A 26,379-nucleotide genomic window follows, 5' to 3' on the forward strand; every position below is an offset into this window, starting at 1 on the left:
TCAATTTCCAAATTAACGTATTTTCCTGCTTCAGCCTTTTGTTGTTGACAGAGTGCTGTAACGTGAGGATGATTCGTGCACTACTTCCTTTCAGTAAAGTTTTTCGGCAGTTGGACCTGAGCCTCTTCCACTGCATTCGAGCTATTGCTGTCAGCGCGGGGACGCGAGCGTTCCGGCAAGGACTTTATGAAAACAAATTCTGTTTCGCTCTCTCGCCTGACCAATGTTGCGGCCCTTGCCTGCGCTCTTGTACTGAGCGGGTGTACCTCGAACCTTAGCGGCGTTGCCACCCCTTCCGGTTTGACGGTCATGCACATCCAGGGCATCGTTCACGGCGGCCAGCAGTCGCTCAATGGTGCACACGTATACATGTATTCCCCCAGCACAAGTCTGTATGGTGGCTCAGGGGTTGTCGCGTCCGCCGGCACGGATTCGATTTCGTTGCTGACCAATGTGCCGGGAGTTACCATCAGCGACGGAACCAACTTCTACGTCACCACGGACCAGGCAGGAACCTTCAATATCGACGGCGCGTTTGCCTGCTCCCCTGGAACTCAGGTCTATCTCTACTCGGTGGGTGGCGATCCGCAATACACCGGATACGGGATTCCCACCGGGAACAATCCAGCCGCGACTTTGATGTCTGTGGTGGGCGACTGCACCAGCGCTACTCCCGGCGGAGCCTTTCCGAACGCCACTTTTATCAGCATGAATGAGGCCACCACCGTTGCCGCCGCCTACGCGCTGGCGGGCTTCGCCATCGATGGCACCCACCTCGGCGCTCCCAGCTCCCTATCCGGGCATTCGCTGGCCTTGACCGGCCTGGCCAATGCCTTCAGCACAGCCCTCAACCTTGTAAACCAGACGACTGGATTGCCGGCGGCAACTACCACGGCAGCGGGCAGCAGCGGCACGGTTCCGGTCAAGCTCATCAATACTCTGGCAGACATACTGGCGGTCTGCATCAACTCCACCGGCAGCTCCTCCTCCGGCTGCATGACGCTCTTTGAGAACGCTAAGAACAGCGGTGGCAACCAGGCCACGGATACCGCAATGGCGGCGATCTACATTGCGCAGAATCCCAAGGCTCATGTTTCCACACTCTTCAATTTGGCGACCAACGCTGGCCCCTTCCAGCCGGTTCTTACCGCCGCCGCCGACTTTACCATGGCCGTTACCTATAGTGGGTTGAACCAGCCTTACGGCATCGCTGTGGACGGGGTCGGCAACGTATGGGTCACCAACTCCGGCCTTACTGGCGCGAATGCCAACTCCGTTACCATGTTCTCTCCCACGGGCGTGGTGACTGCCGGCTGCGGGGCCTGCTCCGGCGCGCACTATACCGCTCCCATAGGCATCGCGATCGACTCTGGAAATCACCCCTGGATTGCCAGCTCCAGACCCAGTGGTGGCTACTATCTCACCGAGATTACCTCCAGTTCCAATAGCACGAGCACCAACATCGGGGGATCTCTCGACGCCCCGCAGGCTGTCGATGTCGGCTCAGAAGGCAACATATGGATTGCCAATACCGGCGCGAACGACATCATCGAATTCAATCCCAATACCCAGGCAGCAACGACCTACACCGGGGTACCCTCGCCACAGAGCATCGCTGCCGGAAACGGTAATCAGCGAATCTCGTCCGCTGCCAACTTCCCCTTGTACTCGATTACGAACGGCGCGAGCGTAGCTGTGGGGGAGCTTGATAACAATCCCGATCTCATCAGCCCCTTAGGCATTGCACTGGGGCAGTCCAGCTTTCTCTTTGTTGCCGGTGCGGTGCGTGGGGGCGGCTCGCTCACGGAGACGAATCCCTCTCTTCAGGCCGTCGTCAGTAACGACAGCGGCATTATGCACTTTGATGACCCTCAATACGTCGCTATCGATGGGGCAGACACCGTCTGGGTTACGAACTTTGCCAGTAACAGACTCACCAGGAGATCCGGCACAGGGGGCGTCTCCAACCTCTCCGCCGGTGGCACGCTCAACGGCCCGGAGGGTATCGCGGCCGATCTCTCGGGCAACGTCTGGGTCGCGAACTCAGGCAACGATACCGTCTCGGAGATTGTAGGACTGGGAACGCCCGTCGTCACCCCTCTCGTCGCAAACCTTCTTTCTCCCTACAGCGATCCAGCCTCCCAGCCCTAACGCTTGAGGCGTTGCAAATACAGAAGACCAGCCCACGCTGCCAATCCGGGCAGCGCGGGCTGTCTTTGCCCCACGTTCACATGATTAACATTGGCTTCAATGCGAATTTCCCAAACAATTCGACAAGATTTACCATCCTGTAGTAATTAAGCGGTCGCCGACAGGATAAACTCAACGGCGACCGGGGTGCGTTCACTGCGGCTGAGGAGAATGTGTGAGCCAAACTGTCTTCGTCTTGGAAGACGATGCTGACATTAGCAGACTGGTGCAGTATCAACTGGAACGAGCGGGCTTTATTGCGAAGCCGTATGCGGCCATTGGGTCCATCGTGCAGGATGCTGAACGCTCGCGGCCTGCGCTGTTTCTGCTGGATATCATGGTGCCGGGCGGCGATGGCATGGATCTCTGCCGCCGGCTGCGTCAGCATCCGACCTTGAGCGGTGTCCCCGTGATCTTTCTAACCGCGCGCGCCTCGGAGAACGATCGCGTGCATGGTCTGGAACTGGGCGCTGACGACTACATTACCAAGCCGTTCGGAACGCGGGAGTTGGTTGCGCGTGTTCGTGCGGTCTTGCGGCGCTTTGAGCCCTCCGAGGCTCCCGGTCCGCTCTCAATCGTCAAGATCGAAGAGATCGAGATCGACGGCAGCGCTATGCAGTTGCGTGTGAAGGGCGAACTCGTGCCGACGACGGCCACCGAGTTCCGCCTGCTGGACTATCTCGCCCGGCATCCGGCGCGGGTGTTCAGCCGGGACCAATTACTGGATGCTGTGTGGGGAGATGCGCGGTTTGTAACGCCGCGCAGTGTGGACGTGTATGTGCGCCGGATTCGGGAAAAGGTGGAAGCCGATCCGGAGACCCCACGCTATTTGAAGACGATGCGCGGAGCAGGGTATCGCTTCGAGATTCCCAAAAGCCGCGAAGCCCAGTAACCTCGCGACTCAATAGTCCGGTGAGAGGGGATCGTCTCACCGGACTCAGGTATTTGAAGACCCATGGGAACCTCTGTCATGAAGCGGAATTTGTGGCTTTCTTTGTGGCTGCGTACCGCGCTGGCTGTCGCCGTTGTGGCGGCAGCGGCGCTGATACTGCCGCATTGGTGGCTGTGGGCACTCCTGCCCCTGGCACTGGCAGTTGTTTCCTGGGTAGCGTGGGCGATATCGCGTGCCGTGGAGAGCGGGCTACGCACGCTCAAGCCCGATACTGGCGCACCCCATTCCGATCTGCCCTTTGAAGAGTTCGAAGAGCTGGCTGCGTCGCTCGACGCGGAGTCCGCTCGTCAGACCAAACAGTTTGAGGCCACCGCCGAGAGCCAGCGCAAGCTCGAACTGCTGCTCGATTCCATGCAGGACCTGGTCGTCGCGGTCGATTCGGCCGGGAGAATCTCCTGGACGAATGCACCGATGGCGCGGCTGATGTCTTCTTCCTCGGGTTCAGTACGTACGGGACATGCCCTGGTGCAAACGATCCGCGAGCCGGAGGTGCTGGCCTGCGCCCGCATTGCGTTGGAAGAGCGCACGGTGGCTGAGCGGGAGGCCGTGGGCTTCAATACAGGCCGGATTTATGCCGTAAGCGCCGCTCCCATGGCCGAGGGTGGTGCTGTAGTAGTGCTGCGCGATATCACCCGCCTCCAGCAGATGGAGCGCACCCAGAAGGAGTTTGTGGCGAATGTCTCGCATGAGTTGCGGACGCCTCTGACTTCGATCATGGGGTACGTGGAACTGTTGATCGACGACGGCAACGCGGACGCCAACATGACCGCGCAGTCGCGGGAGTTCTTCGACGCCATTCTGAAAAATGCGCAGCGGATGGGCCGGCTAACCGAAGACCTGCTGGTGATGGCCAAGGTGGACTCCGGCGAACAGAAGATCAATCCTGCTCCGGTTCGCGTGGCGGCCCTGCTGCAGGAATCGATCGCCGCGGCGAGCGGATTGCTGAAAGATGATGCCCGGCTGGAGATTGCTGCCATGGTCGACACCGAGGTCATGGCGGACACGGATGCCGTGGTGCAGGTGTTGAGCAACCTGATCGAGAACGCCTTGAACTACGGTCGCGGCGCGCATGGATCGCTGGTCGTGATGGCTGCGGAGATGGTGGCCGGACCTCCGTCGATGGTGAAGTTCAGCGTGCGCGACTTTGGAGCAGGCATCGCTTTCGAGCACCGCGAACGCATCTTCGAGCGCTTCTACCGCGCGGACAAGGCGCGGTCGCGTGAGTCCGGCGGTACGGGGCTGGGGCTGTCTATCGCGAAGCACCTGGTGGAATCGCATGGTGGGACGATCTGGGTGGAGAGCGATCTGGGCCGCGGCAGCCGATTCTGCTTCACGCTGCCGCAGGCTCCCGCGCGAAGTAACCCTCTGCCCGATGAGGAACAGGCGTCGCTCAATTAGCGCGATTAGAGCTTTCTCGACCTAACCCCAAAACTTGTCATGCTCTAGATGAGATGACCGTCCTGTTGTGAGCAGGAGAAACATTCAAGCCCCGAAGGGGCGACGCTATCACAGCCCAGGGTGAAACCCTGGGTTACAGGGCAAGGAGAAGGTGAGCCCTGCAAGGGCGTTCCATCGGGGCCACCCAGGATAGATCGCCCTTTCAGGGCTACACTCTCATTGGGCATCCTAACCCAGGGTTTCACCTTGGGCTGTGATAGCGTCGCCCCTTTGGGGCTCAACCCTGTGCCGGTGGCGGATGCCTTCTTGATTCCATCTGCGCAGTGTTACTAGGAAAACCTTCCTAAGCCACAACCTCGAATGGCCGCATCATGTCGTTGGATTCGTGCTCAAGGATGTGGCAATGGTAGAGGTACTTGCCTGCGTAGCCGTCGAAGTGGACGATGATTCGGGTAATCATTCCGGGAGGGCACTGAATCGTGTCCTTCCACCCGACCTCGCTGGGTTCCGGCGACCTGGCGGGAGCCAGGTAGCGCAGCTTCTTGTACATCTGGTAGGAGAAGACCTCGAACGTGCGGCGATCCAGGAGCTGAAACCGGACGAGATGCAGGTGCATGGGGTGAACGTCTTCGGTCAGGTTGACGAACTCCCAGATTTCGGTGGAATTGAGCTTCGGCTGTTCGGTGACAGGATCATGCCAGTGCTTGCGGTTCAGCAGCATGATCATGGGATTGCCCACCTTGTCCTGATACTCGTTGAGCGTGATGGTGCGGGTAACGGTAGCTGTGGACTCGGGGATCCGTGGAACGGTTCGCAGCGTAGCCGGGATGGAACTCATCTTGTCGTGGCCGGTCTGCAAGGCAGGGGCTGCGGTTGCAGCCACACGGAACTGCAGGATCTCGAAGGCTCCATTGACCAGGTGCACCTGCTTGCCGGCAAATTGCGAGAAGTCGATGAGCAGATCGGCGCGCTCGGCGGGGGCGAGAAGGAGGCTCGTGAGCTTCACGGGAGAGGGGAGCAGGCCCTGATCCGAGCCGATCTGGTGAAAGGGAATTTGCTCCGAGAGCGAGAGGGCGAAGAAGCGGCTGTTGGCAGCGTTGAGCACGCGAAAGCGATAGAGGCGGGGCTCGACTTCGAAGAACGGGCGGACCTTGCCGTTGATCAGCGTGGCGTCCGCGAAGAACTCCGGTACCCAGGGGTGGTCTGGGTCGCCGGACGTGGGATAGAAGAGCTGTCCATCCGCGGTGAAGTCGCGGTCATAGATCGAAAGAGGGACTTCGTATTTACCGGAAGGCAGGTTGAGGGCGTCCTCGGCCTTGTCGCGGATCAGGAAGTGCCCGAAGAGTCCGGCGTACATATTGAGCCGGTTGAGCCCCATCGCGTGGTCGTGATACCAGAGGGTGGCTGAGTCCTGCTCCAGGGGATAGTGGCAGGTGCGGCTGGTGCCGGGGACGAACCAGTCCTCGGGGTAGCCGTCGTCCTTGGTCGGGACGCGCGCACCGTGGACATGGACGATCGCCCGAACCTCGGGGAGATCCCGGCCGCAGCCGTGGAGGCTGTAGTCGATCGGAAGGTAGTGGTGCGCGGGGAGGGCGTTGACCCACTCAATCTCCAGCGGCTGGTGCGAACGGGCCTCGATGACCGGTGCGAGGGGGCTGGAGCTGCTTCCAGTCCCATAGGCCCAGAAGCGGGAAGCGGGAACGTCGCGGTGGATCTTGGAATGGACCTCCCGCATAGTGACGCGGAGCTTGTGCGGCTGGCCATGGTGGGCGGCCGGCACGAGCCGCTCGGGCAGCGGAAGCACGTCTACGAAGGGGGGCAACTCCAGCGAGTGGAGCATGGGCTGCGGCTTAGCCGTGCTGGCGGGCATGGCCATCGGTTGCTGTGCTAAGACGGGAAGCGCGCCCGGAAGAAGGGAAAAGGCAGAGGCTTGCCTGAGAAAGCTGCGGCGGGTAGAGGGCAATGGAGCTCCGTATCGAGAAAGTCGTGGCAAAACTGCGATCAATCCCTCAAAACTGGCAGCTTTGCAAACAGTTCCAGAAAAAAGAATCACGCACCCTGATTGCGGGTGCGTGTCTTTAAGCTAGAGCAGTTATGTAACGGGTTTGTGAACAATCAATTACTTGCAAGCAGCAGTGGCAGGGCTGCAAACCTTTCCGGTGGTGGGGCTGAGATAGAGCGGTGTGGGGTTCGGCGGCGCGGCTGCATTGGAGAAGTCGAACATCGCAGTGAGTGCGCCGGCGGAGGCATCGAACGAACCGCTACCGATGCGTGTGCCACCGAGGAAGATGTCCTCGATAAAGCGGGGAATCGAGGCCTGATCGGTGGGCGTGGTGTCGACGTAGTTCTTCCTGGCCCAGGGAGAGAGGACCAGGAGAGGAAGACGTGGGCCGTGGCCGCAACGTCCCGCTACCGGCTTGCCGTTGGAGTTGGGGCCAGGCAGAGCAGAAGTGGGGGATGCGGTGGCGGTGCCGGTGCTGTTGCAGAGACCATTGCCGTTCAGCAGGTCTGCTGCCGATGCGGAGCCGTTGACGAGGTCCGTGGCATGGTCGTACCAGCCGTCGGAGTCGTCATAGGCGATGATGATCGCTGTGTTGGGCCAGAACGACGACTTCTCGATCTCATTGATCTCGTTGACGAGCCAGGTCTGCTCGTCGAGAGGATCGGAGTAACCGGCGTGGCCGTCCTGATAGCCGGGAGCCTTCAGGAAGCTGACGGCAGGCAGGTTGCCGGCGGCGAGAGCCGTGTTGAAGTCAACCGAATCGTACTGGTGGTTGGCCGCGTCCGTGGTTCCGATAGCAGCTGTGGAGGAGGGGCGGTTGTGCATCGGGTTAGCGGTGCTGGCGTAGTACTGGAAGGGCTCGTGGTGTGGAATGTAATCAGCCTTCAGTGGGTGTCCCGGGATGTTGACGGCGCCTGTGCTGCGTCCGCAACCCGTGGTCGTGGTGCCGTTGGATGCAGTGTTGGTGATCGAGAGGTTGAAGCCGCCCTCGAAGAAACCCCAGGTGATGCCAGCATTGTTGAGCAGGTCGCCGATATTCTTGTTCGTGATGCTGGCAAAGGGGCCGGCGATGTTGGACATGCTGACATTGGCGCTGGTGGAGGAGCAGATGTCGCCGGTGGGGTCCTCGTCATCGGTGAGGGTAAATCCGCCGACCCCATCGGGCGTAACGCCTGAGTCAGCACCCACGGGGTAGCCAGGCACGACACCGTTGGTCTGTCCTGATACCAGGTTGATGGCGCCTTGTGTCGAGGCGCCAAAGGTGGTGCCGAAGGAGTGGTCGTTCATCGCATACTGCTGAGCATAGTTCCACAGCGCGGTGACCGTGTTGCCGTCATAGTAGGCCATGGTGAGAGCCTGAGTGTTAGCCAGAGCCGGAGCGTTTGTTTCAGTCTGGAGAGGCAGGCCATCCGCTGTGCCGACAGAGAGAGGAAAGAGATCCATCTTGCCAGCGTCAAATGCCTTCTGTTCGGGGGTATAGCTGTGATCCTGATCGCCGGTTCCGGCTTGATCAGCGGAGAGCCGGAATGGGTTGGCGGGTGTCGGATTTTGGGAGTTCAGGTTCGGGTTCGCGGTAAGCAGCGACGGATTTGAAACGTAGTTGTCGGGGACGGTCGTGCCGGTGGCCGCCGTGAAAGATTGCCCATCGGTGTTGGCGGCGTTGGGATAGGTGCCGAAGTAGTGATCGAAGGAGATGTTCTCATCGAAGATCACAACAACATGCTTGATCGCCGCGGAGGCGGTCGTGGGAGTCGCTGCCGGTGGAGTCGGCGGTCCGGGGATTGCGGTGAGAGCAGAATTGCAACCGCTCATAACAATCGTAGCGGACATGACAAGAGCAAGAGCTTTGCGAACCATAGCCAGGAAGCCTCGAAGTGAAAATACTTGCGTGCCTTCTTGTAGCCCCTCAATGTTTTGTCCGAGGTCAATGGAGTTTGAAAATACGGTGAACTTTGCATGCGGTTTTCGATCACTCTTAACTGTTTGGGTACCTCCGCAGGAGCTTCCACAGGCAGCAGATGCCTGTGAGAAGGGTTTGGGATACCTCTTCACCCCTTGCCGCAAAGTCTCAAAAGGAAAACGGGAGGCGCTTCCCCGGAAGCCTCTTCAGGAGTTTGGATGGGTTGTGGCTGGACGGAAGGGAAGGTCTTTTTTGGGGAAAAGTCGTGTTCAGGTACAGGCTTTTGCCTCAGAGGAAGGAGGGGTGCTCCTGGCGAAAACAGGGTATCCACTAGCTTTACACCGGTCTTGCACCTGCTTGCGCGAGCCAGTTGAAGCATGGCCTTCGGCGCTGGAACAAGTCTGATAAGGGGCAAGGTATTCCCAAAAACTGACTAAATTCACATTCCATTAACACTAGGTTTTTCCGACATTTACATTGAGTTGCGAGCATCGCCTCAACGGCAAAACAGGCAAGGAGAGTTTGAGCTCGGGCGAACGACCGCCGGAGGGCATGACTCCTTAGCAAAGCCGTACGAGGAATGGATGACACGACTTAGGATACTGGCCGCGGTTCTGGTTGCAGGGACACTGGCTTCGGCCTCTGTGCATGCTCAGACGACAGACGACAGCAAAGCGCACAAGAAGCCGAAGCACCCGGTAAAGGCAAAGGCCGAGAGTGCGACCGAAACGCAGCTCCGCGAACTGCGCGAGCAGATGCATGCTCAGCAGAGCGAGATCGAGGCGCTGAAGTCGCAGCTCTCGGGTGCGAGCCAGCAGGCCCAGCAGGCCGCCACGGCTCAGCAGTCGGCTGCGGAAGCGCAGTCGCAGGCCGCCGCCGCTTCCGCTGCTGCCTCTCAGGCCACCGCCGCTGCCGCCGAGAGCTCGAGCAAGGCTGACGCACTGCAGACCACGGTCAACGACCTGAAGACCAGCAACGTCGGTCTGCAGGAGACGGTCGTCAGCACTCAGAAGACCATTCAGGACCAGCTCGAGTCGCCCTCCACTCTGCACTACAAGGGCATCACGATCACTCCGGTTGCCTTCTTCGCGCTGGAAGGCGTGTGGCGTGAGCGTTCGGTCAACTCCGACATCAACACCCCGTTCAACTCGATTCCTTTTCCGAGCGCAAATGAAGGCCACGTGAGCGAGTTCAATCTCTCTGGTCGTCAGAGCCGTCTTGGCGGACTCTTTGAGGGCAACGCCGGCAACTACAAGCTGTCGGGTTACTTCGAAGCTGACTTCCTGGGAACAGGCACCTCGTCCAACAACAATCAGAGCAACAGCTATGTTCTCCGTCAGCGACAGATCTGGGGCAAGGTTGAGACGCAGAGCGGTCTCGCTGTAACCGGCGGTCAGATGTGGTCGCTCGTTACCGAAGACGGCAAGAGCACGGACGTTCGCACTGAAAAGCTGCCGAACACCATCGACTCGCAGTACATGGTCGGTTTCTCGTGGGAACGTCAGCCTGGCGTTCGCGTCCAGCAGCGCTTCGGCGATGTAGCGACCGGTGCCCTTACGGTAGCTGCCTCGGTTGAGCAGGCGCAGATCACGAACTTCACTGCGGCCTCGTCTGTTGGTGCGGCGGTCCCCGGGAACTTCTTCTTCGCGGGTCCTGGCCAGAACGGCGGTCTCTACAATGCTGCCGGAAACATTAGTGCTGGCAACGGTACAAGCACGGGCGGAATCACGACTTATGCGAACAACGTCGCTCCTGACGTTATCGTCAAGGCTGCCTATGACCTGCCCAAGGCGCACTTCGAAGTCGGCGGCCTCGGACGTTTCATGCGTGACTACTACTTCCCGATCCTGACCGCGGGCGGAACGGCTGCTGCGCCCGTCTACACCTACTCGCCGAACTACAACGGCAACACTGTGACGGCTGGCGGTATCTTCGGCAGCGCGCGGGTATCGCCGGTCAAGTTTGTCGACTTCGCAGTGCAGGCCATGGGCGGACAGGGCGTTGGCCGGTATGGCTCGGGCCAGCTCGCTGATGCGACTCTGCGTCCGGACGGAACGCTGGAACCGATTCGCAACTACCACGGCATGTTGAGCATCGAAACGCACCCCATGCCGAAGCTGGACGCCTATGCCTACTACGGTGGTGAGTATGCTCAGCGCACGGTCTACACAACGCCTTCGGGTGATCTGATCGGCTACGGTCCTCGCAACTTGAGCGACACGGGATGCTACAACCTGCCGGCAAACCCGGCGAGTTCGAACGGTTCCACTGGTAGCATCGGAGCGGTTAGCTGTTCCTCGCCGACCCGGTACCTTCAGGAAGGCATGATCGGCTTTACCTATCGTGCTATCAACAGCCCGAAGTTCGGCCGTCTCCAGTACCAGTTCACCTACAGCTACCTCCAGCGTAATCTGTGGTCCGGCGTCGGCAGTGCAACGACTCCCACCGGTCCTCGCGCTGAGGACAGCATGTTCCACGCGGGTATGCGTTACTACATCCCGTAGTAACAAACCCATCGTAGGATGGATTGCATTGAATGCAGGATCGGCCCTCCCCGTGTGGGAGGGCCGTAACCCGCAGCGAGAACTTCCAGGAGATCTTTGTGAAAGCTAAATTTCTTTCCGTAGTCATGCTGACCGCTATGGCGGCAACCGCTGGAGCGCAGAATCTTACCGGCGCAGGCGCCACCTTCCCCAACCCTATCTACTCGCGCTGGTTCAGCGAGTACAGCAACTCGCATCCTGGTGTGAAGATCAACTATCAGTCCGTAGGTTCAGGCGCCGGCATTCGCCAGGTGTCGACCAAGATTGTTGACTTCGGCGCTTCGGACGGTCCCATGACCGATCAGCAGATTTCCGAGTCGAAGATCAAGCTGGTTCACATTCCCACGGTGCTCGGCGCGGTCGTGCCGGTATACAACATCCCGGGCGTAGGCAGTGACCTGAAGTTCTCAGGCGATGTGATTGCCGACATCTACCTGGGCAAGATCACCAACTGGCATGATGCTCGCATCGTCAAGGACAACCCGGGTGTGAATCTCCCCGACCACCAGATCCTCCCGGTCTATCGTTCGGACGGGTCGGGTACGACCTACATCTTCACCGACTTCCTCTCCAAGGTGAGCCCCGACTTCTCCACGAAGGTTGGCAAGAACACCTCTGTACGCTGGCCCGTGGGTATCGGCCAAAAGGGCAACGAAGGCATCGCGGGTATGGTTCGCAACAGCCCCTTCTCCTTCGGTTATGTCGAGCTGATCTATGCGGCTGGCAATAACATGTCCTACGGCCTGGTTCGCAATGCAGCCGGCAAGTGGATCAAGGCTTCGACGGGCGGCGTAACGGCTGCCGCGGCGGCGGCTTCCAAGAACATGCCTGCTGACTACCGCGTATCGATCACCAATGCTGCGGGTGCGGAGTCCTACCCCATCTCGTCGTTCACCTGGCTGCTGATTCCGGTCAAGTCCGACGATCCTGCCAAAGGTAAGGTCCTGCATGACTTCCTGCAGTGGATGCTCGACCACGGCGAAGATGAGGCTTCTCAGATGACCTACGCTCCGTTGCCGAAGCCGGTTGCGGACCGTGTTCGTCAAACCATCAACCAGATCCAGTAACTGCTTGAAAGGAAGGGGCTTGTGTTAGATGGCAAGCCCCTTCTGCTTCACTTTCCCGGCTGCGCTGCTACTATGAACCCGGCTCAAATTCACCGTCTATTCATAAGGCTTTAATAAAGTGGCTTGGGAGAACGCAGAGCGAGTGCCAATGAATGAGCCAGGTTCCATCCAGCTTCCTCAAACCATTCTTCCGGCGCGCTCTGAAGCTACGGGGCCCGTTGTCGAAGTGATTAAACCACCCTCCATTATTCGCAGCTTCCTGCAGTCCAAGAGCTCAGGCAAGTTCGCTGACGGTGCCTTTCAGGGCATGATGGTCGTCTGCGCGATGAGCATCTTCTTCATCGTGCTGCTCATTCTCTCCGTTCTGGTTGTGAATTCGAAGCTGTCCATGCACACCTTCGGATGGAAGTTCTTTACCAGCAGCGCCTGGGACCCGAACGTAGGTGACTTCGGTGCCCTGCCCTTCATCTGGGGCACGGTGGTCTCCTCGCTGCTCGCCGTCTGCCTCGCGGTTCCTCTGGCTCTGTGCGTGTCCATCTTCCTGCTGGAGATCTGCCCCCAGTGGCTGCGCGGTCCGATCGCCTTCCTGACCGAGATGCTGGCCGCGATTCCCAGCGTTATTTATGGCCTTTGGGCGATCTTTGTCCTGGTGCCGATCATGCGCGATAACGTCGGCCCTCTGTTGCAGAAGTATCTTGGCTGGACGGGCTTCTTCGGCGGGCAGAACTTTGGCGTCGGCATGTTGACGGCCGCCGTGATCCTGGCCATCATGATCTTCCCTGTCATCTCCTCGATCAGCCGTGATGTGATGAAAGCCGTGCCGATTCACCAGCGCGAGGCTGCCCTGGCTCTTGGAGCTACGCGTTGGGAGATGATCCGCATGAGCGTGTTGCGCAATGCGCGCATCGGCATCGTGGGATCGGTGATCCTCGGCCTCGGCCGCGCTCTCGGCGAGACGATGGCGGTGACGATGGTCATCGGCAATCACCCCGACATCAGCAAGAGTCTCTTCGCTCCGGCGACGACACTGGCCAGCGTCATCGCCAATGAGTTTTCGGAGGCTACCGGCGACCTCTACGTCAGTGCCCTGATCGAGATCGGCCTGGCGCTGTTCATCGTGACCATTGTGGTCAATGCGATTGCGCGGCTGCTGGTCTGGGCTGTGACGCGCGGAAACTCGGCGAGGGCTGTCTAATGGGATCTCTTCCAACACGCTCCGCGAACTTTGAACGCTTGAGCAGAGCTCGGCGCACGGTGACCGATCACTTCGTGACCGGGCTTGCCATCCTGAGCACCGTCGTGGTGCTGGTTCCGCTGGTGGCGATTCTTGGCTATCTGATCTACAAGGGCGCCAGCTCGCTGAACTTTGCTTTCTTTACGCATATCCCGGCGCCGGTCGGAGAGCAGGGCGGCGGCATGTCGAACGCCATCGTTGGCTCCGGTGTGGTGCTGGGGTTGGCGAGTCTTTTGGGAATCCCGGTGGGTATCGGTGCTGGCGTCTATCTGGCTGAGTATGGCCAGGGACGGATGCTGGGAAACATCATCCGTTTCACCGCCGACGTATTGAACGGCGTGCCTTCGATCGTGATGGGCATGGCTGCCTTCGCACTGATCGTGGCCAAGCAGCAGCACTATTCGGCGTTTGCCGGTGGAGTGGCGCTGGCCATCATGATGGTGCCGACCATAACTCGCACCACCGAAGAGATGCTGGCCACCGTGCCCCACGCTATCCGCGAGGCGGCGCTCGGCCTGGGAATTCCGAAGTGGCGGACCGTTCTATCGGTAAGTTTGAGAACGGCTTCGCCGGGTATTATCACTGGCTGTATGCTTGCGTTCGCGCGCGTTGCGGGTGAGACCGCGCCGCTGATCTTTACGGCTTTCGGTAATGAGTTCTGGAGCTTCAGTCTCAAGGAGCCTATCGCAGCCTTGCCGCTGGAGATCTATAAGTATGCGATCTCGCCTTACGATGAGTGGCATCGTCTGGCCTGGGGCGGAGCTCTGGTGCTGATTGCGATGATCATGGTCTCGGTGACGCTGGTGCGAATCTTTGCCAATCGTGGCGTGCTCAAAGGAGGGCATTAGGTGGGAGCCGACATTCGCGTCGAAAACTTGAATGCGTGGTATGGACAGACACACACGCTCAAGGACATTAATCTGCATATTCCCGCGAATCATGCGACTGCTCTCATTGGGCCGTCGGGTTGCGGCAAATCGACCTTTGTCCGCTGCCTGAATCGCATGCACGAGACGAACCCGATCGCACGCGCGGAGGGTACGGTACGCATTGGCGACATCGATATCTACAAAGATGCCGCGCCGGTTGAGATTCGCCGCCGTATCGGCATGGTCTTTCAGCGGCCGAATCCCTTTCCCACGATGTCCATCTACGACAACGTCGCGAGCGGCCTGAAGCTGAACGGATTCCGCAATAAGCGCGTGCTGGACGAGGTTGTTGAGCGCAGCCTGAAGTCGGCGGCGCTGTGGGACGAGGTCAAGGACGACCTGAAGAAGAAGTCTGGCGCCAGCATCTCCGGCGGTCAGCAGCAGCGGCTGTGCATCGCCCGCGCTTTGGCTGTCGATCCCGAAGTCCTGTTGATGGATGAGCCAGCCAGCGCGCTCGACCCGGTGTCTACCGCTAAGATCGAAGATCTGATCTTTCAACTGAAGAGCCAGTACACAATCGTAATCGTGACGCACAACATGCAGCAGGCTGCCCGCGTGGCGGAGCATACCGGCTTTTTCCTCACGGGTACTTTAGTAGAGTTCGATAAGACGCATAAGATATTTACCAATCCTTCTGACAAGCGCACGGAAGACTACATTACGGGGAGATTCGGTTGATGCGAATCAAATTCCAGCAGAACCTGGACGAGTTGAAAGAACGGCTGCTGGTCATGGCCGGTCTAGTCGAGCAAGCCATTCAACGCGCCACCGAGTCGTATTCGACTCGCGATCTCGGTCTGTGCGAGATGGTGCTGCGCTCCGAGCCGGCGATCAACCGCATGGAGCGCGAGATCGATCAGGCTGCGCTGGATCTGCTGGCCATGGAACAGCCGATGGCTGTCGATCTTCGGTTCATCATCGCGGTCATCCGCATCAACGCCGACCTGGAGCGCGTCGGCGACCAGGCGGTCAACATTGCTCAGCGGGTGCAGGACCTGGGGATGTTCGCCAACGTCGATGTGCCGGTGGATATTCCCAAGCTCGCCTCGCTGTCCTCGGCGATGGTGCGCAAGGCACTGCAAGCGTTTATTGAAGGCGATGCCGATATGGCGCAGGCGGTACTCGCGCTCGACGATCAGGTCGACGAGATGAATTCCGCGGCGTTCCGGTCGTTGAGCTCGCTGATTGGCGAGCGCCCCGAGATGACGCCGCAGGCTCTGAACGCGCTGATCATCTCCCGGAACCTGGAACGGGTGGGTGACCACGCGACGAATATCGCGGAAGACGTGATCTTCTGGGTACGCGGTGCGGATGTGCGGCACGGTGCTATCGCAGAAGAGTAATATCTGGCCCTGTGTCTGATTAGCCACAGGGCACCCTTCTATCCTCCTGTCTCAGCGTGATATTCTCGATGAGATAGGAGCCCCTGACGACATGTTCTCCGAGCCCTTCTATGACCCGGCAAGATCATACCAGGGCAATTTCGAGCATGGCCCTTTCGGTCTCTTTGCCGACTCCTCCTCCTACGAACAAGCTGGCGAACCGAAGTATCAGTTCTTAGGGAATGCGGTCTTTACTCCCTTTGGAATTCCTGCCGGCCCCCTGGTGAACGGTGCCTTCGTCAAGGCCTCCCTGGACAAGGGCTTCGATATTCCGGTCTACAAGACCGTCCGTACGCATAAATTTCCCAGCCACTCCTGGCCGAATGTCCTCCCTGTCGAGGTTGAGGGTGATCTAACCCCTGACAAGTCTCGCCTGGTGACGCGTCCCGATTACACCGAGCCCCTCTCGATTACGAACTCGTTTGGCGTTCCTTCGTTCGACCCCGATTTCTGGCAGCCGGATCTGGCTTCCGCTGTGGCGCATGCCGGCAAGGGACAGGTTGTTGTGGCGAGCTACCAAGGAACGAAATCCGAGAACGGCAGCGTTGCCTCCTATCTCGCCGACTTTGCCCTGGGAGCCAGGCTGCTGGAGGAGACCGGCGTAAAGATCATCGAGGTCAACCTGAGCTGCCCGAACGAGGGAACCGCCGAGCTTCTGTGCTTCGATGTGCAACGCAGCCGCGAGGTCGTTGAGACGATCAAGAACGAGCTAGGCAGCGTGCCTCTCGTCGTCAAGCTCGCTTACTTTGCCGACAACGCGCGATTGGAGACGCTCATCAAGGAGCTTGGTCCCATCGTTGACGGCATTGCGGCTATCAACACGATCTCCGCGGAGATCGTCGATAAGGCCGGCAACCAGGCGCTGCCCGGAGAGGGCCGTCTGCGCAGCGGAGTTTGCGGGCACTCCATCAAGTGGGCCGGTGTCGATATGGCGGGGCGGCTGGCGGGTCTGCGCGAGAAGCTTGGGCTGAAGTATGAGATCGTCGGCGTCGGCGGCGCAGGAAGCGCCGCGGATTATGACGAGTACCGCAAGGCGGGTGCAGACGTTGTGATGTCCGCCACGGCTGCGATGTGGAATCCGCTGCTGGCGCAGGAGATCAAGAGAGCTGCCCATGAGTAGTTACGAGATCGCAGAGGCGTTGATCGCCATCCAGGGCGTTGGCTTTAAGCCGCGCGATCCGATCACCTTCAAGTCGGGCATTAAATCGCCGGTGTACTGCGATAACCGCAAGTTCCCCTTTCATCCGGAGCAGTGGGCGAAGGTGATTCATGGCTTTGAGCAGCTTGTAGAAGAGAAGCAGATTCCGCTGGATGTCGTCGGTGGAATCGAGGCGGCGGGAATCCCTCATAGTGCAGCGTTTGGATTTTCGGCGAAGAAGCCTTCCATCTTTATCCGCAAGGAAGCCAAGGGCCACGGTGCAAAGAAGCGCGTTGAGGGCGGCGATGTCTCCGGCAAGCAGGTGGTGCTGATTGAAGATCTCGTCACCACCGGCAGCAGCAGTCTCTCCGCCGTTGAAGCTCTGCGTGCGGAAGGCGCGATCGTGAACGACTGCCTGGCGATCATCAGCTATAACTTTCCGGAAGCCATTGAGAACTTCGCGCAGGCTGGTGTCCGGCTGCATGCGCTGACGACCTTTGAAGCTGTGCTGCAGATTGCTATTGAGCGCGCGACTCTCGACGAGGCGGGCGCGGCGATCGTGAGAGACTGGCTTCGCGAACCGCATGGTTGGGCAAAACGCCGCGGCCTTGAATAGAGACGCGTTTTTCAATCGAGGAAGATGAATACGATCCTGCAAAAATATAACCGGAGAGCCGATGCGATCCGTTCGCTGCTCTGTGTCGGTCTCGACTCCGAGTTCAGTCGCCTCCCGGCGCGATTTCAAGCTGCTAAACATCCTCAATTTGAATTCAATCAGTGGATCATTGAGCAAACCCACGCCTATGCTTCTTCGTTCAAGCCCAACATGGCTTTCTATGAGGCGCGTGGGACGCAGGGACTGGCAGAGCTGCAACTGACGATGCAGTATCTTCGCGAGGAACACCCGGAGATCGTAACGATCTGCGACGCGAAGCGCGCGGACATCGGCAACACGAATAGAGGGTATGTCGAGTCCATCTTCGATCAGTTCGGGTTCGACTCCATTACGCTACATCCTTATCTGGGTAAGGAAGCGCTCGCACCCTTTCTGGAGCGGAGCGACAAGGCATGCATCATCCTTTGCCGTACCTCAAATGCTGGAGCCGGAGAGTTCCAGGACCTGGAGACGAACGGCAAGCCGCTCTGGCAGGTCGTTGCCGAACGCGTGAGCCAGGAGTGGGATAGGGACGGAAACTGCATGCTCGTCGTGGGCGCGACCTACCCGGACGAGATGCGCAGGATACGCGCGGTGGCTCCGCAGACGACCTTCCTGGTTCCGGGTGTTGGAGCGCAGGGCGGAGATGTAGCCGCAGTGGTTTCAGCGGGACTCGATGCCGAAGGCCGTGGACTGATGATCAGCTCTTCGCGCGACATCATCTTCAGTGAAGATCCGGCAGCCTCTGCACGGGCTGTGCGCGATGCCATTAACGCAGCCAAGGAGGGCATCCATGTCTCTCGATAAAAGGCTTCGCATTGAAGGCAGAATCGCCAATCACGATCGCGAGTTCGAAGGTGCGATTGAGATCAATACGACTACGGGATTGATTGAGTATGTCGGCCCCAAAGAGGGAAGAAGCGACCTGGAGACCGAGGGGTGCATTCTCTTTCCCGGCTTTGGTGATCTGCACATTCATGCGCGTGAAGATGTCAGCGGAACGCAGTGCTACAAGGAAGACTTCGTCACCAACTCGAACGCTGCGATTCACGGCGGAGTCGTCCAGGTCGCGGATATGCCGAACAATCCGGTCGCGCCCATCGACGATGAGAAGTACGCCGCCAAAGAGCTTCTCACGAAGAAGTCGGCGGTGCATGTCACGCTCTATGCCGGCATTGGCCCACAGACGCAGCCTCTGCAGCGGCATGTGCCCTACAAGGCGTTTATGGGACCGTCCGTTGGCGATCTGTTCTTCCGTTCGCAGGCGCAGCTTGAAGAGGCTATTGCGAACTATCGTGGAAGAAATGTCAGCTTTCACTGCGAAGATCCGGAGATCCTGGAAGCGCACAAGCACGCTCCTACGCATGAGCAGAAGCGCCCGGCATCGGCGGAGATCACCGCGACAGAGTTCGCGCTGTACTTGATCGAGAAGTACGAGCTGGCCGGAAAGCTGTGCCACTACTCGACGGGAGACGGACTGAAGAAGATCGCCGCCGCTAAAGCTCGCGGTGTCCGCGTGACCTGCGAAGCGACTCCGCACCATCTGTTCTTCGATGACAGCATGCTCACGGACGAGAACCGGCTCTGGCTGCAGATGAATCCTCCGCTGCGTAGTCCGAGCGATCGCGTGGCCTTGATCGCCGCGTTGAAGAGCGGTCTGGTGGACTACATCGCGACTGACCATGCTCCGCACACGATAGAAGAGAAGCTCAAAGGTGTGAGCGGCGTTCCACTCCTGGATACGTATGGCGCCTTCGCGACGTGGCTTATGGCAGAGCATGGCTTTACGGCGTGTGATATCTCGCGCGTCTGCGCCTACAACCCTGGGGTGTTCGTGCGCGAGTTTCTTCCCGCCAGCCTGGGGAAGGGCTTCGGACTGATTGCGCCGGGCTATGCGGCTTCGCTGACGATTTTGGATATGAAGGCGCCATATGCCGTTACCCGTGAGTCAGTCAAGACGAAGTGCGCCTGGTCGCCCTTCGAGGGCTATACTTTTCCCGGCAGCGTTCGCTACACGGTCCTGAACGGCCAAGTACATCAGGCTTCGTAAAGTTTTACCTATGCAAAAACTCAAGCACATCATCAGCACGACACAGCTACTCAATCGGCCACTGCAGGAGCACCTGTTCGCGTCCGCCGCACAGATGGAACGCGACGATGCGCAGCGCACCCTGGCGCGTCCGTTGAGCGGAAGAATCCTGGCGACGATCTTCTATGAGCCGAGTACGAGGACGAGGCTGTCCTTTGAAGCGGCCATGCAGAAGCTTGGCGGTGGCGTTCTTACTGTCGAGAATGCGCGAGATAGCTCTTCCGCGACGAAGGGTGAGTCCATCGCCGACTCTATCCGCGTGATCAGCGGTTATGCGGATGTGATCGCTCTGCGCCACTTTGAAGAAGGCACGGCAAAGATCGCGGCAAAGATGTCTCCCGTGCCGTTGATCAATGCGGGCGATGGTATCGGAGAGCATCCGACACAGGCGCTTGCTGATATTTATACGATCGAGAAAGAGTTGGGTGGCAGGGAAGGCCTGCGCGTTGCGCTGGTCGGGGACCTGCTCTACGGAAGAACGATTCACTCGCTGCTTCCGCTGCTCTGCCTGTATCCGGGCGTGCAGATCGACCTGGTGTCGCCTGCGCAACTGCGCCTGCCGGCGAAGTACATTCAGCATCTCGAGCGGAAGGGTGTGAACTTCAGGGAGAGCGACAAGCTTGGAGCCAGCATCAAGTCGGCGGACGTGATCTATGTCACGCGCGTTCAGAAGGAGCGGTTCGAATCGCCGCAGGAGTACGAGGCGATCAAGGACGTCTACCTGATCGACTCGAAGATTGCCGACAAGCTGAAGCGGCACGCTATCATTATGCACGCCCTGCCGCGGGTCAACGAGATCGCTCCAGAGGTAGACTCGAACTCGCGTGCAGCCTATTTCCGCCAGGCGAAGAATGCGTTGTATATTCGCATGGCGCTCTTGAATTATCTGCTGGCGTAGTGAGGGCGACCGAATCTTCGATTAAGAAACCCCGGAGCGTTCGCCAGAATCACATATTCAAGGAAACGGATTACTGAACCAGGAGGAAAGAACGATGGCAAAGAAAAAGGATCTGCTCGCACGCCGCAAGGCTCCATTGACGACTCCCAGCGATATCGCCCCAGCGGCGGTTAAGAACATCACAGGCGCTCTGAATGCGCTGCTGGCGGATGTATTCGCGCTGTATCTCAAGACCAAGAACTTCCACTGGCACATGAGCGGCCCGCACTTCCGCGACTATCATCTGCTGCTCGATGAGCAGGGCGAACAGATCTTTGCCATTACAGACGATATCGCTGAGCGTGTACGCAAGATCGGCGGCATCACCGTGCGCTCCATCGGCCAGATCTCTCGCTTGCAGCGCATCAAGGACAACGATGCCGAGTACGTGGACCCGCTGGATATGTTGAGCGAGCTTCGCGAGGACAACAAGGCACTCGTTCTGAGCATGCGCGCTGCGCACGATCTCTGCGATGAAGCCGGCGACGTCGCAACGACCAGCCTGCTCGAGAACTGGATCGATGAAGCACAGCGCCGTAGCTGGTTCCTGTTCGAGACCACGCGGAAAGGCTAAGCAGCTTTCGCCAATGCACCAAGTACAAGAGGCATACCGCAAAGGTATGCCTCTTGTACTTGGTGCGCTGAGGTTGGCTTATGGCTTGTCCACGTCCGCTGTGCCGATTCGTCCGCTGGTGGAGTCGCGCACGATCACGCGCAGACGCACGGTGCCGGGCGGAACATCGAAGGGTACGTGGAACACCTTATCGGGGTCGTTGGTCAGCGGAGACTCGGAGCCGGTGCGTGAGGTGAACTCATGCGTGACGTGGCTGAGCGCCTTGCCCTTCGCGTTGAAGCTCGCGATCATGAGCGTCATGTGGGCCAGTTGATGTGTGCCGTCTGTATCGCTTTTCCAGGCGAGCATGCCCGGAGGCAATGAGATATCCCACACATTGCCGGTGCCGCGCGCGGCGCTGATCTTCAGGCCGCTGTAGGACATCGTGCTGTACGCGGCGTTCGACATATCCATCTCCAGCCTGGCCCGTGCCTGTTTCTCCGACAGGTCTTTGGTGATTAGAAAATCTTCCTGCTCGTGGAGAGACTCGGGGTAGTAGCCGCTGCGGGTGGTGGCCAGCAGCTTCGGGTTTTTCATCCTGATGGAGATGTTGCGGTACTTCGTCGGATCGTCCGACGCTGAAGTCGGCGTGTAGGCGAGAGTGTAGTACTGCGCACCGCGGTCGACGCTGGAGGCGATCTCATGCTCCACGTCGTTGTTGTTGTAAAAGTACGCGCCGCCCGTCGCGGTGGTAAGCCCTGCAAAGCTGATCTCGTCTGCAAAGGGGTTGATGTCGTCGCTCACCCCTGTGACGTTGCCATCGGGGTCGAAGGACGCGCTCGGGGCAACCGAAGACAGGCCCATCGGATCGATTCCGTAGAGCGTGACGCGCGCCGCAAGCAGCGTGTTCGTTACGCTCCGGGTGACGGCTTCGAGTTTGACGAGGGTGTCGGGATCCGTGTCCATCATGCTGACGCCCGGAAATCCTTTGCCGAGCCACACCACATTTTTGCGTCCGGAATATCCGGTCGAAGCCTGTGCAATCTGGATCAGCGCCACCAGCGACTGCGCCAGTTGTGCCTCGGTATCGCCGCGCATCACCTTCCCCGGAAGCTGCGGTAAGTGCTTGTGCGCGATCTCGAGCAGAGAGCTACGATCCTGGGTGTAGTCGTGCAGCATGGTGAACTTGGTATCGGTCACGGCCAGCAGCATGGTGGGCTGCTTCAGTACTTCGGGCTGGTTGTCCAGGTACTTCAGCAACTGCTGGCGCCCGTAGGCCTCATCCATGAACTGTGTGTTCAACTCATCGATGACGAGAATCGTGACCGGTGCATCGCCGATATTCTTCAGGTCTGCGGAAGAGTGCACCAGCGGTGTCTTCGTCTGCGGGAGCTGGTGCTGCGAGGGTGCCTCAAAGCTCACGATGCGCTGCGGCACCTTGTCTTCGCGAACGATGAAGTCGTCCTTCGACAGGTTCGTGATGATGTCGCCCTTCTGGTTCGTCACGACGACGTCCAGCACAACGATGCGCGCCTTTACATGCAGTGTGGTCGTACTGTTCAAGGGCGCTGCTTCCTGTGCCGTGATTGCGACAGGCAGCAGCAAGAGCAGCATCAAGGCAGAGAGACGGGTCAGCTTGGATTGCATTTCTATGTTCGACACCTTTATAGCTGGGGAAGTTGCGACAGGTCGCCCGGTGTTTGACGCTGTGGGTCGAGCATAAGTTCTGTCTGTGACGGAAATCTTTGTGATTCGTGGATGTCCCTAAATGTTCTTATCTGTTCTCCCACAGAAACGTCATCCTGAGCGAAGCGCCTCGCGCTTTGCGAGGTGCGTCCGTTCGACTAGGCTCAGGACCGAAGGACCCCGAAGGTCTTTATCTCACCCCAAAACGTCGGGACCTTCTCCACCACGAAGGTCCAGGCTCGAGCGCTCGAGGTAGAAAAGGGGAAAAGAGTATGGGCAAGATTGCAAGCATCGGGGTCCTTCGACTACGCGTCCCCAAAGGCCGGGACGCTTCGCTCAGGATGACGTTTCTGTGGGGGAACGGAATAAGAACACAATGGCACATCGATCTTAATTGCGCGCTAAGCGTAGTCTTCGCGGGCTGTTGCATCGGAGCCTTCTCCAACCTTCAGGGAACGGAGCAGGAGTGTCAGCGAAGTGCTGATTAGAAGGTTCAGCAAAAGGGCGGGCACGGCAGCGTACATCGCATAGGTTCCACCGAAGAGATGCAGCGGATACACGGAGCTCTTCAACCCCAGGGAGGCGGCCATCTGCGTTCCCCAGAACATGCCTGCGGCCCAGCCGCACAGCAGTGCCCAGGGGTTCATCCAGCGGGTGAAGGCTCCGATGACGACCGAGGGAAATAACTGGGCGATCCAGATGCCGCCGAGCAGTTGCATTTCGATGGCGTACGGTGTGGGCAGCTTGAGCACAAAGGCCAGCGCGCCAAATTTTACGGCGAGGCTTACGATCTTGGCCGTAGTCGATTCGCCGCGGTCGCTCAACCTGGTGCGGCGGAACTCACCCAGCAGATTGCGGGTGAAGAGGTTTGCCGCGGCAATCGACATGATGGCGGCGGGCACCAGGGCACCGACAGCGATGGCTGCCAGGCAGAAGCCGGCAAACCACTCGGGAAACATCTTGAGGAAGAGCAGTGGAACGGCGGCGCTGGTGTCCTTCGTCGCCACGCCTGCAGCCAGGGCGATGAATCCGAGCAGGGCAACCAGCCCCAGCAGAAAGCTGTACGCGGGCAACAGCGCCGCGTTGCGGCGGATGACGTTGCCGTCCTTCGCGCTGAGGATGGCTGTCGCGGTGTGCGGATAGAGCATCAGCGCGATGGCGCTGCCGATGGCCAATGTTGAGTAGCCGAGAAACTGCTGGGGTCGCAGGAAGATCGATCCCGGAGGTGTATGCAGGGAGAGCTGCTGGTTTGCGACGGCGAAGATATGCGCGTAGCCCCCGAGCTTGATCGGCAGAAGGATGATCGCGGCGGCGACCATGATGTATAGCATCACGTCTTTGACGATGGCGATGACCGCGGGCGCACGCAGACCGCTCGAGTAGGTGTAAGCCGCGAGCACGAGGAAGGCGATTACCAGCGGCGTTTCGCCGTGCAGGCCCATCGCGCTGAAGACGACGCGCATGCCTACGAGCTGCAGCGCGATGTAGGGCATCAGCGCTAGGATGCCGGTGACGGCAATCGCCACGGCGAGCCAGCGATTGCCGTAGCGTCCACGCACGAAGTCGGCCAGCGTCACATAGCCGTTGCGCTGGCATACGCGCCACAGCCTCGGCATTACGACCATCATGTAGGGGTAGGCGATGATGACATAGGGCAAGGCGAAGAAGCCCATGGCGCCCGCGCCGTAGAGCGCTGCGGGGACGGCAATCACCGTGTAGGCCGTGTAGAGATCGCCACCGACCAGGAACCACGTAATCCATGTGCCGAAGCTGCGTCCGGCGAGACCCCATTCTTCCAGCGAGTGCATCCCGGCATCGGGTCTGCGCCAGCGCGCGGCCATAAAGCCTGCCACCGTGACGAAGAGAAAGAAGAAGCAGAAGACCGCGAGGGCTGTGGTGTGCATAGGGAGTTGGTGGTGGTTCAGCAGGAAACAGGAAGTAGGAAACAGCTTTGTGCTATGACACTCCAACCCGTTCGGCTGTTTCCTGCTACTGAAGCTTTCCGTCGTTCAGGTCGTAGACTACGATGCCGAGATCGTTGAGGGTTCCAACGGCGGTCTCCATGGTGCGGCGGATCTGGGGCTGCGCGCTGGCTGGGACCTTGTGCGCTTCTTCAATCGCGATGACACGACCGTAGGGCCAGGAAGTTTGTGGGACCGCGCTGATGGCCTCGCCCAGCTTCTCCATGCTCAAGTTCAGCTCCTGCCTCCGCGCGCCGACAGGGCGAAGGATGCCGCCTGCACCATAGTCGCTGGTGTTGGCGTCAGCCAACAGGACGTGTAGGGTTACCATGCCGGCCTGTACGGTGACGTAGGGGTTTTCCCAGCTTTCATAGGTATGCACCGCCATGTATCGGTTTTTCGAGGGTGGAGGGATGCTATCCAACTGCTCCCGTTCTGCTTCTAACACTGCATGCTGGTCGGCGACGGCCTGAGCGCTGGCAGGGGCCGAGGTGGAGTGTCCGTGGCAACCGGCGAGGGGCAGGACAAGCAGAAGAGAGAGGCAGAGGGCGCGTGTATTCACCGCAACAGGATAACAAGCGCCGCTTTGGCTGCGTTTTAGAAATTGGGGGAGAACTCGTGGTGTTCGGCTATTCTCAGAGGATGTGGAGTACCCGAACTACGGGCGACATGGACCGTTGGTGGCGCCTGCCGGTTTCGGAGCTTCTGCTCGCGTGCGTCTTTCTGTGGTTTTTGCCAGTTCTGGCCTGTGCCCAGCAGCCATCCTTGCCTGCAACCTCGCCACAAGCCATAACGCCTCAAGGACAGCTTCCTGGAAGCATCAGCGGCATCGTGATCGATGTTGGGGAAACTGTCGTCGCAGGGGCCCATGTGACGCTTGTGACGGGGAGCTCAGCGCAGGCGCGCGAAGCGACGACCGACGCCGGTGGCGCTTTTGTCTTTCCGGACGTAGCAGCGGGAGACTTCAAGCTCACGGTCACCTGCGAAGGGCTCGAACCCACCCTCACCTCGGGAACCATGCAGGCTGGTGAAACCTATCTGGTTCCGAAGATTGTTCTACGCGTGGCCACCGCCCATTCGAGCGTGGATGTATCGCTCTCGCGCTACGACGTGGCGGAGCCGGAGGTAAAGGCCGAGGAGAAGCAGCGGCTGGTGGGCGCTATCCCCAACTACTACGTTGCCTATGACTGGAACGCCCCTCCGATGGCGAAGAGACAGAAGTTCGAGCTTGCGTGGAAGTCCACGATCGATCCTTCGAGCTTTATCATCGAAGCCGGATTTGCAGGAATCCAGCAGGCACAGAACGATTATCCCGGCTTTGGACAGGGAGCGGAAGGCTACGGGAAGCGCTTTGGCGCTGGTATGGCCACAGAGAGTACTGGCAATATTCTTGGCGGTGCTGTGTTTCCGATTCTCTTCCGGCAGGACCCGCGATACTTTTACAAAGGCACCGGCAGCTTCTGGTCACGGGCAGGTTATGCGCTGTCGACGGCGGTCATCATCCGTGGCGATAACGGGCGCTGGCAGCCGAGCTACTCCGGCATCCTGGGCAACTTCAGTGCCGCAGGCCTCTCGAACCTTTACTATCCTGCCAGCAGCCGCCAGGGTGCGGGGCTGACGATCTCCAACGGGGTGGTCGGCATAGCCTTCAATGGCGCGAGCAACCTGTTGCAGGAGTTCGTCCTGCGTAAGCTCACAACGCATTCAAGCAGCAAACCGTAGAGCAGGAAACAGGAAGTAGGAAACAGGAAACAGCGAAGCAC

The 26,379-nt window shown here is 59.3% G+C and carries 21 protein-coding genes; 16 read left to right on the forward strand and 5 right to left on the reverse strand.

Annotated elements, in window-relative coordinates; all coding sequences use genetic code 11:
* Nucleotides 1–186 precede the first annotated feature (186 nt).
* The 3 genes from ACIX8_RS02675 (at nucleotide 187) to ACIX8_RS02685 (ending at nucleotide 4,540) form a co-directional block, all read left to right on the forward strand.
* Nucleotides 187–2,151 (forward strand): NHL repeat-containing protein, encoded by a 1,965-nt coding sequence (locus tag ACIX8_RS02675; protein ID WP_014263775.1) that lies wholly within the window; start codon nucleotides 187–189, stop codon nucleotides 2,149–2,151.
* 214 nt (nucleotides 2,152–2,365) lie between these two features.
* Complete coding sequence (locus ACIX8_RS02680; RefSeq protein WP_014263776.1) at nucleotides 2,366–3,082, forward strand: winged helix-turn-helix domain-containing protein; 717 nt, start codon at nucleotides 2,366–2,368, stop codon at nucleotides 3,080–3,082.
* A gap of 78 nt (nucleotides 3,083–3,160) precedes the next feature.
* Nucleotides 3,161–4,540 carry a sensor histidine kinase gene (locus tag ACIX8_RS02685; RefSeq protein WP_014263777.1) on the forward strand — a complete coding sequence of 460 codons (1,380 nt, stop codon included), beginning with the start codon at nucleotides 3,161–3,163 and terminating at the stop codon, nucleotides 4,538–4,540.
* Nucleotides 4,541–4,883: 343 nt separating this feature from the next.
* Here the strand turns inward: ACIX8_RS02685 and ACIX8_RS02690 are convergent, their stop codons facing one another.
* Both ACIX8_RS02690 and ACIX8_RS02695 read right to left on the reverse strand, forming a co-directional pair.
* Nucleotides 4,884–6,410 carry a multicopper oxidase family protein gene (locus ACIX8_RS02690; protein WP_223295456.1) on the reverse strand — a complete coding sequence of 509 codons (1,527 nt, stop codon included), beginning with the start codon at nucleotides 6,408–6,410 and terminating at the stop codon, nucleotides 4,884–4,886.
* A 249-nt stretch (nucleotides 6,411–6,659) separates the two neighbouring features.
* Nucleotides 6,660–8,354 carry a phospholipase C gene (locus ACIX8_RS02695; protein ID WP_223295457.1) on the reverse strand — a complete coding sequence of 565 codons (1,695 nt, stop codon included), beginning with the start codon at nucleotides 8,352–8,354 and terminating at the stop codon, nucleotides 6,660–6,662.
* A 672-nt stretch (nucleotides 8,355–9,026) separates the two neighbouring features.
* Between ACIX8_RS02695 and ACIX8_RS02700 the strand changes: the two genes are divergently transcribed.
* From ACIX8_RS02700 to ACIX8_RS02755, 12 genes are all read left to right on the forward strand, one after another.
* Complete coding sequence (locus ACIX8_RS02700; RefSeq protein ID WP_014263780.1) at nucleotides 9,027–10,946, forward strand: hypothetical protein; 1,920 nt, start codon at nucleotides 9,027–9,029, stop codon at nucleotides 10,944–10,946.
* 98 nt (nucleotides 10,947–11,044) lie between these two features.
* A complete protein-coding gene (pstS, locus tag ACIX8_RS02705) occupies nucleotides 11,045–12,052 on the forward strand; it encodes a phosphate ABC transporter substrate-binding protein PstS (RefSeq protein WP_150110467.1) in 1,008 nt (335 codons plus the stop codon).
* A gap of 148 nt (nucleotides 12,053–12,200) precedes the next feature.
* On the forward strand, nucleotides 12,201–13,247 hold the full coding sequence (pstC, locus tag ACIX8_RS02710) for a phosphate ABC transporter permease subunit PstC (protein ID WP_014263782.1): 1,047 nt from the start codon (nucleotides 12,201–12,203) through the stop codon (nucleotides 13,245–13,247).
* Entirely contained in the window at nucleotides 13,247–14,134 is an 888-nt protein-coding gene (gene pstA / locus ACIX8_RS02715; RefSeq protein WP_014263783.1) for a phosphate ABC transporter permease PstA, read from the forward strand. The genes pstC and pstA overlap by 1 nt, the downstream gene beginning before the upstream one ends.
* Nucleotides 14,135–14,893, forward strand: coding sequence for a phosphate ABC transporter ATP-binding protein PstB (pstB, locus tag ACIX8_RS02720; protein ID WP_014263784.1), 759 nt, complete (start codon nucleotides 14,135–14,137; stop codon nucleotides 14,891–14,893).
* Nucleotides 14,893–15,558, forward strand: coding sequence for a phosphate signaling complex protein PhoU (gene phoU, locus ACIX8_RS02725; RefSeq protein WP_014263785.1), 666 nt, complete (start codon nucleotides 14,893–14,895; stop codon nucleotides 15,556–15,558). Before pstB ends, phoU begins: the two co-directional genes overlap by 1 nt.
* A 91-nt stretch (nucleotides 15,559–15,649) precedes the next feature.
* Nucleotides 15,650–16,717, forward strand: coding sequence for a beta/alpha barrel domain-containing protein (locus tag ACIX8_RS02730; RefSeq protein WP_014263786.1), 1,068 nt, complete (start codon nucleotides 15,650–15,652; stop codon nucleotides 16,715–16,717).
* Complete coding sequence (gene pyrE, locus ACIX8_RS02735; RefSeq protein WP_014263787.1) at nucleotides 16,710–17,351, forward strand: orotate phosphoribosyltransferase; 642 nt, start codon at nucleotides 16,710–16,712, stop codon at nucleotides 17,349–17,351. Before ACIX8_RS02730 ends, pyrE begins: the two co-directional genes overlap by 8 nt.
* A gap of 24 nt (nucleotides 17,352–17,375) precedes the next feature.
* Entirely contained in the window at nucleotides 17,376–18,197 is an 822-nt protein-coding gene (gene pyrF / locus ACIX8_RS02740; RefSeq protein ID WP_014263788.1) for an orotidine-5'-phosphate decarboxylase, read from the forward strand.
* Nucleotides 18,184–19,440, forward strand: a complete 1,257-nt coding sequence (locus tag ACIX8_RS02745) for an amidohydrolase family protein (protein WP_014263789.1) — start codon at nucleotides 18,184–18,186, stop codon at nucleotides 19,438–19,440. The genes pyrF and ACIX8_RS02745 overlap by 14 nt, the downstream gene beginning before the upstream one ends.
* Before the next feature lie 10 nt (nucleotides 19,441–19,450).
* Nucleotides 19,451–20,377, forward strand: a complete 927-nt coding sequence (gene pyrB / locus ACIX8_RS02750; protein WP_014263790.1) for an aspartate carbamoyltransferase — start codon at nucleotides 19,451–19,453, stop codon at nucleotides 20,375–20,377.
* Nucleotides 20,378–20,471: 94 nt separating this feature from the next.
* Nucleotides 20,472–20,990 carry a Dps family protein gene (locus ACIX8_RS02755; RefSeq protein ID WP_014263791.1) on the forward strand — a complete coding sequence of 173 codons (519 nt, stop codon included), beginning with the start codon at nucleotides 20,472–20,474 and terminating at the stop codon, nucleotides 20,988–20,990.
* Nucleotides 20,991–21,068: 78 nt separating this feature from the next.
* On the opposite strand, the gene ACIX8_RS02760 is transcribed toward ACIX8_RS02755, so the two are convergent.
* From ACIX8_RS02760 to ACIX8_RS02770, 3 genes are all read right to left on the reverse strand, one after another.
* Nucleotides 21,069–22,616 carry a VWA domain-containing protein gene (locus ACIX8_RS02760; RefSeq protein WP_014263792.1) on the reverse strand — a complete coding sequence of 516 codons (1,548 nt, stop codon included), beginning with the start codon at nucleotides 22,614–22,616 and terminating at the stop codon, nucleotides 21,069–21,071.
* Nucleotides 22,617–23,056: 440 nt separating this feature from the next.
* Complete coding sequence (gene mctP, locus ACIX8_RS02765) at nucleotides 23,057–24,559, reverse strand: monocarboxylate uptake permease MctP (RefSeq protein WP_014263793.1); 1,503 nt, start codon at nucleotides 24,557–24,559, stop codon at nucleotides 23,057–23,059.
* Nucleotides 24,560–24,644: 85 nt separating this feature from the next.
* Nucleotides 24,645–25,178: a hypothetical protein gene (locus ACIX8_RS02770; RefSeq protein ID WP_014263794.1), complete on the reverse strand. Its 534-nt coding sequence runs from the start codon at nucleotides 25,176–25,178 to the stop codon at nucleotides 24,645–24,647.
* A gap of 107 nt (nucleotides 25,179–25,285) precedes the next feature.
* Here ACIX8_RS02770 and ACIX8_RS02775 point away from each other — a divergent pair, with 107 nt between their 5' ends.
* Entirely contained in the window at nucleotides 25,286–26,338 is a 1,053-nt protein-coding gene (locus ACIX8_RS02775; protein WP_052310557.1) for a carboxypeptidase-like regulatory domain-containing protein, read from the forward strand.
* Nucleotides 26,339–26,379: the final 41 nt, after the last annotated feature.

Source organism: Granulicella mallensis MP5ACTX8, assembly GCF_000178955.2.
In the GTDB taxonomy this organism is placed as follows: domain Bacteria; phylum Acidobacteriota; class Terriglobia; order Terriglobales; family Acidobacteriaceae; genus Granulicella; species Granulicella mallensis.

Excerpts from the sequence above, each read along its gene's own strand:
- ACIX8_RS02675 (WP_014263775.1), top strand. The coding sequence starts at position 187 with ATGAAAACAAATTCTGTTTCGCTCTCTCGCCTGACCAATGTTGCGGCC.
- ACIX8_RS02685 (WP_014263777.1), top strand. The coding sequence starts at position 3,161 with ATGAAGCGGAATTTGTGGCTTTCTTTGTGGCTGCGTACCGCGCTGGCT.
- ACIX8_RS02690 (WP_223295456.1), bottom strand. The coding sequence starts at position 6,410 with ATGCCCGCCAGCACGGCTAAGCCGCAGCCCATGCTCCACTCGCTGGAG.
- ACIX8_RS02695 (WP_223295457.1), bottom strand. The coding sequence starts at position 8,354 with ATGAGCGGTTGCAATTCTGCTCTCACCGCAATCCCCGGACCGCCGACT.
- ACIX8_RS02700 (WP_014263780.1), top strand. The coding sequence starts at position 9,027 with ATGACACGACTTAGGATACTGGCCGCGGTTCTGGTTGCAGGGACACTG.
- pstC (WP_014263782.1), top strand. The coding sequence starts at position 12,201 with ATGAATGAGCCAGGTTCCATCCAGCTTCCTCAAACCATTCTTCCGGCG.
- pstA (WP_014263783.1), top strand. The coding sequence starts at position 13,247 with ATGGGATCTCTTCCAACACGCTCCGCGAACTTTGAACGCTTGAGCAGA.
- phoU (WP_014263785.1), top strand. The coding sequence starts at position 14,893 with ATGCGAATCAAATTCCAGCAGAACCTGGACGAGTTGAAAGAACGGCTG.
- ACIX8_RS02730 (WP_014263786.1), top strand. The coding sequence starts at position 15,650 with ATGTTCTCCGAGCCCTTCTATGACCCGGCAAGATCATACCAGGGCAAT.
- pyrE (WP_014263787.1), top strand. The coding sequence starts at position 16,710 with ATGAGTAGTTACGAGATCGCAGAGGCGTTGATCGCCATCCAGGGCGTT.
- pyrF (WP_014263788.1), top strand. The coding sequence starts at position 17,376 with ATGAATACGATCCTGCAAAAATATAACCGGAGAGCCGATGCGATCCGT.
- ACIX8_RS02745 (WP_014263789.1), top strand. The coding sequence starts at position 18,184 with ATGTCTCTCGATAAAAGGCTTCGCATTGAAGGCAGAATCGCCAATCAC.
- pyrB (WP_014263790.1), top strand. The coding sequence starts at position 19,451 with ATGCAAAAACTCAAGCACATCATCAGCACGACACAGCTACTCAATCGG.
- ACIX8_RS02755 (WP_014263791.1), top strand. The coding sequence starts at position 20,472 with ATGGCAAAGAAAAAGGATCTGCTCGCACGCCGCAAGGCTCCATTGACG.
- ACIX8_RS02760 (WP_014263792.1), bottom strand. The coding sequence starts at position 22,616 with ATGCAATCCAAGCTGACCCGTCTCTCTGCCTTGATGCTGCTCTTGCTG.
- mctP (WP_014263793.1), bottom strand. The coding sequence starts at position 24,559 with ATGCACACCACAGCCCTCGCGGTCTTCTGCTTCTTCTTTCTCTTCGTC.
- ACIX8_RS02775 (WP_052310557.1), top strand. The coding sequence starts at position 25,286 with ATGGACCGTTGGTGGCGCCTGCCGGTTTCGGAGCTTCTGCTCGCGTGC.